The sequence below is a fragment of the Gordonia sp. YY1 genome (assembly GCF_009872315.1).
In the GTDB taxonomy this organism is placed as follows: Bacteria; Actinomycetota; Actinomycetes; order Mycobacteriales; family Mycobacteriaceae; genus Gordonia; species Gordonia amicalis.
In genome coordinates, this window is sequence record NZ_WXYI01000016.1 from 83630 (window position 1) to 89920 (window position 6291).

General features: G+C 67.9%; 5 protein-coding genes. All 5 read left to right on the plus strand.

Annotation, left to right across the window (positions count from 1 at the left end):
* Positions 1-1428 (plus strand): hemolysin family protein, encoded by a 1428-nt coding sequence (locus tag BPODLACK_RS18540; protein WP_159405914.1) that lies wholly within the window; start codon positions 1-3, stop codon positions 1426-1428.
* Complete coding sequence (locus BPODLACK_RS18545; RefSeq protein ID WP_006434872.1) at positions 1425-1769, plus strand: hypothetical protein; 345 nt, start codon at positions 1425-1427, stop codon at positions 1767-1769. Before BPODLACK_RS18540 ends, BPODLACK_RS18545 begins: the two co-directional genes overlap by 4 nt.
* Positions 1762-2691, plus strand: a complete 930-nt coding sequence (gene era, locus BPODLACK_RS18550) for a GTPase Era (RefSeq protein WP_024500467.1) — start codon at positions 1762-1764, stop codon at positions 2689-2691. Before BPODLACK_RS18545 ends, era begins: the two co-directional genes overlap by 8 nt.
* A gap of 73 nt (positions 2692-2764) precedes the next feature.
* Positions 2765-4183 (plus strand): YhgE/Pip domain-containing protein, encoded by a 1419-nt coding sequence (locus BPODLACK_RS18555; protein WP_159405915.1) that lies wholly within the window; start codon positions 2765-2767, stop codon positions 4181-4183.
* 52 nt (positions 4184-4235) lie between these two features.
* Positions 4236-6092 (plus strand): pyruvate kinase, encoded by a 1857-nt coding sequence (locus BPODLACK_RS18560; RefSeq protein ID WP_159405916.1) that lies wholly within the window; start codon positions 4236-4238, stop codon positions 6090-6092.
* Positions 6093-6291: the final 199 nt, after the last annotated feature.

Consider the following 6291-nt stretch of genomic DNA (forward strand, 5'->3'; position numbering starts at 1 on the left):
GTGTCCTCCGACTATTGGTTCATCGTGGCCGCAGTCGTTCTGATCGGGCTCGGCGGACTGTTCGCCGCCGTCGACACCGCCGTGTCCACCGTCTCGAACGCCCGCGTCGACGACATGGTCCGGGAGGGCCGCGGCGGTGCACGACGCCTCGCGATCATCCTCGACGCCCGCGCCACCTACGTGGGACTCGTGGTCCTGCTGCGCGTGGTCTGCGAGACCGCGGCCGCCGCACTCATCGCCCTGTCCGCGGCCGAATGGCTCGGCGTCGGTTGGGGACTCGTCGTCGCCATCACCGCGATGACGGTCATCTCCTATGTCGCCATGGGCGTCGGGCCGCGCACCCTGGGCCGGCAGCACGCGTACACCATCGCACTGTCGATGTCGTATCTGTTGTTCGCGCTGGGCATCCTGCTCAAGCCGGTGACGCGGCTGCTCATCCTCATCGGTAACGCGCTGACCCCGGGTCGCGGCTACCGAAACGGCCCGTTCGCCACCGAGATCGAGCTGCGTGAGGTCGTCGACCTCGCCGAGGCCCGCGGGGTGGTGGCGGCCGGCGAGCGCCGGATGATCCACTCGGTGTTCGACCTCGGCGACACCAGCGCGCGCGAGGTCATGGTGCCGCGTCCGGAGATGGTGTGGATCGAGGCCGACAAGAACGTCCTGCAGGCCACCAACCTCGCGACCCGATCGGGACATTCGCGTATCCCGGTCATCGGCGAGAACACCGACGACGTGCTCGGGATCGTGTACCTCAAGGACATGGTCGAGCGGACGGTCGCCAAACGCACCGACCCCACCACGCTGCGCGTCTCCGAGATCATGCGCGACGCCGAGTTCATCCCGGACTCCAAACCGCTCGACAAGGTCCTCGCCGACATGCAGCTCACGCGCAACCACATGGCGATCCTCGTCGACGAATACGGTGGCATCGCCGGCCTGGTGACGATCGAGGACGTCCTCGAGGAGATCGTCGGTGAGATCACCGACGAGTACGACATCGACGAACTCGCACCGGTCGAGGACCTCGGCGACGGGTCGTACCGGGTGTCGGCGCGTCTTCCGGTCGAGGATCTCGGCGAGCTGTTCGACGTCGAGATCGAGGAGGAAGAGGTCGAGACGGTGGGTGGACTCGTCGCGCTCGAACTCGGCCGCGTCCCGCTGCCCGGCGCCCGGGTCAAGTCCCACGGTCTGCAGCTCGTCGCGGAGGGCGGTCCCAATCGCAAGGGGCGCCAACGCATCATCACCGTCCTCGTCACCCGGGTACCCGGGGAGGGCGCCGACGGACCGGACCTGCAGCGGCACGAATCCTCGGGTGGTCGTGGGCACTCCGGCCGTTCCGGACGTCATGACCGCACCGCGGCGCGTGAACACGAGGACGAATCCCATCGCAGTACACACGAGCAGACGACAGCAAGGATGAATCAGTGACCGAGACCCTCGCAGACGAGGATCAGAAGCTCGTGGTGCTCGCTCGCGGCGCGCTCGCGCGTGCCGAAGCGCGATCGGGAGCCGCCGTTCGCGACGGCGACGGTCGGACCTACGCGGGTGCCGAGGTCCGCACCAAGACCCTCACACTCAGCGGTCTGCAGGTCGCGGTCGCCTCGGCGATCTCGAGCGGGGCCGGCTCCTTCGAGGCGGCCGTCCTGGTCAACGGCGACGCCGACGATCCCGGTCTCGCGACCCTGCACGAACTGAGTCCGCAGGCCTACGCGTACGTCACCGATGCCGCCGGGCGGCCGCAGCAGCGACTGGGCGGCGCCGATGTCTGAGTCCGGCTCCGCTCCTGAATTCCGTTCCGGTTTCGTCTGTTTCGTCGGCCGCCCCAACACCGGTAAGTCGACGCTCACCAACGCGCTGGTGGGGGAGAAGATCGCGATCACCTCCAACCGGCCGCAGACCACCCGCCACACGATCCGCGGAATCGTCAACCGGCCCGACGCCCAGCTGATCCTCGTCGACACCCCGGGACTGCACCGGCCCCGCACGCTGCTGGGGCAGCGGCTCAACGACCTGGTGCGCGACACGTACTCCGAGGTCGACGTGATCGGTGTGTGCATCCCGGCCGACGAGGCGATCGGTCCGGGTGACCGCTGGATCATCTCGCAGGTCCGCGAGATGGCCCCGCGCACCACGCTTCTCGGCATCGTCACCAAGATCGACCGGGTCGGCCCCGAACAGGTCGCCAAGCAGCTCATGGCGCTCTCCGAGCTTCTCGGCCCGGAGTCCGAGGTGGTCCCGGTGTCGGCGAAGTCGGGCAAGCAGGTCGACATCCTCGGCGACCTGCTCGTCAGCCTGATGGAAGAGGGCCCGGCGTTCTATCCCGACGGTGAGCTCACCGACGAACCCGAACAGGTGCTGATGGCCGAGTTCATCCGGGAGGCCGCACTCGAAGGCGTCCACGACGAACTGCCGCACTCGCTCGCCGTGGTCATCGAGGAGGTCATCGATCGCGAGGACCGGCGTCCGGATCAGCCGCCGATGGTCGACGTCCACGCCGTGCTCTTCGTCGAACGGGACAGCCAGAAGGGCATCATCATCGGGCGCAAGGGGGCGCGTCTGAAAGAGGTCGGTACAGTGGCGCGCGCACAGATCGAGCGTCTGCTGGGGACCAAGGTCTACCTGGATCTGCACGTGAAGGTCGCCAAGGACTGGCAGCGCGACCCCAAGCAGCTACGCCGACTGGGCTTCTAGACGAGAGAATGCCGGCACCGTCCTCGCGACGGTGTTCAGACGGCGGGCACGCGCCTGCGGGGGAGGTACGTCGATGGGAACGCACGAGTCGCACAAGGTCTCGGATTCCGACGCTGACACCGGTCGCGGAGCGCATGAGGCACCCGAGGTCGAACAGCCGACGGGCCGGACGATCGCCGGCGTACTCGGGTCACCCCGGTTCTGGCTCGCCCCACTGGTCCTCGTGGCGGTGCTGTTCTCCCTCATGGCCGCGCTCTACATGTCGGCCGTCGTCGACCCGCAGCGCCACCTCCACGACTTCCCGGTCGCCCTCGTCAACGAGGACTCCGGCGGTGAGGTGACCGGCGCGGACGGAAAGGCCACCGAGCAGAACATCGGGAACGAGGTCGCGAACGGGATCATCGCGTCGGCCGCCGACAGCGGCATCGTCGTCCGGCGCACCGACCGCTCGACCGCGCTCGGCGAACTGAACAGCGGCAAGGTGTACGGCGTCGTCGTCATCGGCTCGAGCTTCACCAATCGCGCAGTCGCGCTGGGACGTTCGACGGTCCTTCCGGCGCAGCCCACGCGTCCGGCGATCGACATCTTCATCAACCGCGGCTCGGGCGCCTTCGCGTCGTCGATCACCTCGACCTTCGCCGAGCAACTGACCGAGCGGGTCAACGCCGAGGTCGGCGCGCAGCTGACCGCACAGGTCCGAGATCAGCTCGACCGCAACGACGTCACGTTCACCGGTGCCGCACAGCTCGCGCTGGCCGATCCGGTCGCGGTCTCGGTGTCGGAGCCCACGCCGCTGCCCCAGGGTGCCGGAAACGGACTGTCGGCGTTCTACCTCACGCTTCTCCTGGTGCTCGCCGGCTTCACCGGCGCGATGATGGTGAGCATCGTCGTCGACGGCATGCTCGGCCAGACGCCCATCGAGTACGGCCCGTTCTACCAACTCCGTGAACGTCTGGCGATCAGCCGCTGGGCGACCCTCGCCGCCAAATGGACGATCATGTTCCTCGTCGCGGTGGTTCTCTCGACCCTGTTCATCGTGGTGGGCGCCTGGGTGGGCACGTCCCTGCCGAATGCCTTCGTGCTGTGGGTGATCTCGATCCTCGGCATCTTCGCCGTCGGCGTGAGCGCGAGCGCGATGATGGCCGTCTTCGGCAACGCCGGTCTGCTGTTCAACCTCCTGTTCTTCGTGGTCTTCGGCCTGCCGTCGTCGGGTGGGACCCTGCCGCTGGAGGCCAGTCCGCGGATCTTCGAGTGGCTCGCCGCAATCGAACCGATGCACGTCATCTACCTCGGGGTGCGGTCGGTCCTGTACTTCGACGCCGACCTGTCGGCGGGGCTCGCACGGTCGGTCATCCAGTGCCTGATCGGTCTGTGCATCGGTGTCCTGCTGGGTCTGCTCGGCACCAAGTACTACGACCGCAAGGGTTGGCACCGCTACCCGGGGGGCATGACGCTGCCGCCCAAACTCGACAAGATCGTGAACGCTGGATGAGCAGGCCGCTGTCGCCGCGCCCCCCGAGGCGGAAACCTGGCAGGGTGGAGGCATGGGGTTCCCGGTGGAGATGTCGATCGAGGAGATGTCGGACGCTCTGCACGACCTGCGAGACGAGCTCGACCGCGCGGAGAAGCACGCCGGTCCGCTGATTTCCGCGGTCGCCGTACAGCATCGGCAGAGTGCACGCAATCTCGTGCATTACGTCACCGTCCGTCGTCGTGACCTGCGACCGCTGCAGGCGTCGATGGCCGCTCACGGGCTGTCGAGTCTCGGGCGGATGGAGTCGATCGTCTACTCCTGGATCGAGACGGTCATCGAAACCGTTGACGCCCTCGCCGAAGGCCGACGGCGACAACCGATCTGGGGCGATCTCTCCGGCGGCGTGCGGGTTCTCAGCGCCAACCGGGACCGACTGCTGGGGAGTGTGCACCCCGGCGGGGTCGACGACGTCACCGCCGATCGGTCCGGCGACGAGCACGGTGAGCGGACGAGTCGGGTGATGGTCACGATGCCGACGCAGGCCGCCGACGAGCCGGACCTGGTGCGACGCATGGGCGCGGCCGGCATGGATGTGGCGCGGGTGAACTGCGCCCACGACGGACCCGCGGAATGGGCGCGGATGATCGAGTCGGTGCGTGCACTCCCCGGACGGGTGCGCGTGGCGATGGACCTGGCCGGACCCAAACTCCGGACCGGACCGCTCGAGCCGGGACCGAAGGTCGTGAAGGTCAAACCCGTTCGCGCCGACGACGGGACCGTCGAACGGCGGTCACGGGTGCGGTTGAGTACAACCCCCCACGATGCCGACCACGACCTTCCCGACGGCATCGACGCCGTCATCCCGGTGGACGACCTCGGCAGCCTGTCCGACGGTGACCGACTCGTGTTGCGCGATGCGCGGGGCAGGCGTCGACGCCTCGACGTCGTCGGGGTCTCCGAGGACGGGATCGACGCCGAATGCGACCGCACCGTCTACTACCGGACGGGCGCGTCGATCAGGGTCAAACGGTTCGGCGGCGGCACGCTCGTCATCGGTGAACTGCCGGAGAAGCCACAGCATCTGCTGATCCGCACCGGCGATGAGATCCGACTCCGGCGCGACCTGTCGCCCATGCCCGCGACCAGGGTCGGGCCGCATCGGATCGGGTGTGAACTCGGTGACGCCTTCGACGACGTGGAGCCCGGACACCGAGTGCTGTTCGACGACGGGAAGATCGCCGGACGGGTGCGTGAAAGGCTCGACGACGAGATCGTCGTCGACGTCGAACGCGCCGGCCCGAAGGGTTCCAAACTGCGTGCGGAGAAGGGTGTCAACCTCCCGGACACGACCCTCCACATTCCCGCGCTGACACCGGATGACCGCGCGGCTCTCGAGTTCGTGGCGACGCACGCGGACATGGTCAACTACTCGTTCGTCCGGTCGCCGGAGGATGTCGCCGACCTCATCGCCGAACTCGAGCGCCTCGACGCCCGGAACGTCGGGATCGTCCTCAAGATCGAGACCCGCGCCGCGTTCGAATCGCTGCCGCAGATGCTGCTCGAGGCGATGCGGTGGGACGAGGTCGGGGTGATGATCGCGCGCGGAGACCTCGCCGTCGAGGTCGGTTTCGGGCGACTCGCCGAGGTCCAGGAGGAGATCCTCTGGCTGTGCGAGGCCGCCCACATCCCGGTCGTGTGGGCGACGCAGGTGCTCGACGGTCTGGCGAAGACGGGCGTGCCGACGCGCGCGGAGGTCACCGACGCCGCGATGAGTCGACGCGCGGAGGGGGTCATGCTCAACAAGGGCCCCTACATCGTCGAGGCCATCGAAGCGCTGACCTCGATCCTCGACCGGATGGGCGGTCACGTCGAGAAGAAGCGGTCGCTGCTGCGACCCCTGACCTCTTTCGACATCGGGTTGGACTGACGTCACTCCTTTCTCGGGTGGTCCCGGGGCGTGTGAGGGCTGGTCTGCTGCTCCTTGAGTAGCCCCGGAGCTTGCGGAGGGGCGTGCTTGTTGCTCCTTGAGTAGCCCCGGAGCTTGCGGAGGGGCGTGCTTGTTGCTCCTTGAGTAGCCCCGGAGCTTGCGGAGGGGCGTGCTTGTTGCTCCTTGAGTAGCCCCGGAG